This window comes from Ligilactobacillus sp. (assembly GCF_036846325.1).
Lineage (GTDB): Bacteria > Bacillota > Bacilli > Lactobacillales > Lactobacillaceae > Ligilactobacillus.
On the sequence record NZ_DAIUCE010000169.1, the window covers coordinates 1 to 2,428 of the forward strand.

At 52.1% G+C, this 2,428-nt stretch carries 2 protein-coding genes; one reads left to right on the forward strand and one right to left on the reverse strand.

The window, feature by feature from the left end; genetic code table 11:
* The coding region (locus V7Z60_RS09800; RefSeq protein ID WP_334117627.1) for a beta-carotene 15,15'-monooxygenase at positions 1-953 on the reverse strand (953 nt) is incomplete at its 3' end.
* A gap of 130 nt (positions 954-1,083) precedes the next feature.
* Here V7Z60_RS09800 and V7Z60_RS09805 point away from each other — a divergent pair.
* A partial coding sequence (locus tag V7Z60_RS09805) for an MATE family efflux transporter (RefSeq protein WP_334117628.1) occupies positions 1,084-2,428 on the forward strand: 1,345 nt, incomplete at its 3' end.

Sequence of the window (2,428 nt, forward strand, 5' to 3'; positions counted from 1 at the left end):
GTCCACATGCGGATGATTGATGAGTCGATGAAGAAGTACTGTTCGCCCGGCTTCAGCATGAGTCCGTTGCCGTTTTGAGGGATGAAGCGCCCGAAAAGAGGCGGGACCTGACATTGCTTCATGGCAACGTTGCCGTAGAACAGCCGGCTTGACAGAAAACGGTCAAGCGTTTCCCAGAAGCGGCTCGGCATGTGGTAGACATGGGTTATCCAGAGATCGAAAAGGGCATATCCGCCGAGGATGATGCCGAAGAAGACGGGACCGGAAGCCAGGATGAACTTTTCGACCTTATCATAAAATGCAGTGCATGAAAGCAGCAGAATCATCAGGACCAGGTCGAGTCTTGCATCCGTGAAGGCAAATGTCAGGAAGGCAATCACGGAAAGCCCGGTCAGGAGCCCTTTGCTGCACCTGAAACCGCGTATCAGAATGAAGGCCAGCATCAGCGAAAAGGCATGAGCCGCAAAGTCGGTTGGAGTTGCAATTCCCATGCCGAACCGGTGAAAGGGGATGCCGAAGTACATTCTTGACTGCGTCATGTTGGGGATTATGCGGAACAGGGAACAAAGAAATGCCAGACATGTCATGGTCAGGTTCGTGAAGAAGAAGCACTTCAGAATCTTCTTCCAATCGACTCCGACTGCTCCGAAGATGAAGATGGCCATGAAGAAGGGCGACATTACCTGCACGCGGTGGCAGATGAAATAAAGCACGGCAAGCGTCAGGAAAATGCCCGCCTTTGTCTTTTTCGTCGAGTCATCCAGGAAGAAGATCTTTCCAAGCACGCCGAGAACCGAAAGCTGGTAGACCCGGTATGTCACGGCCATCAGCCGGTCTACGCCAAAAACATGCGTCAGTGTCGTTCCTTCGATGAAGGCAGCTGCCGAAAAAATTATAAACATTATCAGATAAGCCGTTTCCGGAATATGGTTTTCACGTATTTTTGCAATCATTTTAAACTCCTGAATTCAGTAACTGTCTCTATTATACCCCAGTTCATCTGCAGCATGGGGTGCAGAACTTTATTTTGCTCATTTGCAATGATAAAATACTTCTATACTCAAGTTGGGAAGAAGTGTTTAAATGAAAAATGATGAAAAACTGGGAACTGCCCCGCTGAACAGGCTGATGCTTTCACTGGCTCTGCCGACCGTTCTGGCGCAGCTGATCAACGTCCTGTACAACATCGTTGACCGGATCTACATCGGACACATGCCGGGTGAAGGCAACCTGGCCCTGACCGGCGTTGGGGTCACGCTGCCTGTCATCACCCTGATTGCCGCGTTCAGTGCATTTGCCGGGGCAGGCGGTGCACCGCTTGCTGCAATTGAGCTCGGCAGGGGCAACAGGAAGAAGGCTTCTGAAATCATGGGAAACTCCGCCCTGCTTCTGATTTTCTTCTCCGTTGTTCTGACCGTTCTGCTCATGTTCTTCAAGACACCGATACTTCACGCATTCGGTGCAAGTTCAAGGACCATCGGATATGCCGACAGCTACATAACAACCTATCTGCTCGGGACCGTCTTCGTGCAGCTTGCCCTTGGCCTGAACACGTTCATCAGTGGTCAGGGAGCTGCCAGGACGGCGATGATGTCAGTCCTGATCGGTGCCGTGATCAATATCATCCTGGATCCGATTTTCATTTTTACCCTGCATCTCGGAGTGAGAGGCGCAGCCACTGCAACCGTCATCTCGCAGTTCGTCAGTGCATGCTGGGTCGTGCATTTTCTCAGGTCGGAAAAAAGCGTCATGCACCTGGAACTTGTCCATCCTGACAAGGTGCTGCTCTGCCGGATTGCTGCGCTCGGCATTGCACCGTTCGTCATGCAGAGCACGGAAAGCCTCGTCACGATTACATTCAATTCCGGACTGCAGCACTATGGCGGAGACCTGTACGTCGGCTCGATGTCAATCCTCATGAGCATCATGCAGCTGATTGTCATCCCGGTCAACGGCATCACACAGGGAGTCCAGCCGATAATCAGCTACAACTACGGGGCGGGAAACGCTTCCCGTGTGAAGAATACAGTGGTCCGGCTCATCGTCGTGTGCCTTCTGGGGACACTGGTTCTCGCAGGGGTGGCCATCTTCTTCCCGTCAGTCTACGCCTCGCTGTTCACGAATGATGCGAAGCTGATCTCTTTGACATGCAGCGTCATGCCGGTCTTCTTTCTCGGGATATCCATCTTCGGCATCCAGGCGGCATGTCAGTCGACCTTTCTTGCACTCGGTCAGGCAGGAATCTCCCTGTTCATTGCAATGCTGAGAAAGATCATCCTGCTGATTCCGCTTGCACTCATCCTGCCGAAGTTTCTCGGCATCAGGGGCATCTACATTGCGGAACCTGTCTCGGACATCACATCGGTGACGGTCACGCTCATCCTGTTCATCTTCACAATCAGGCGTGTTCTTGGCGGAATGGAAAAAT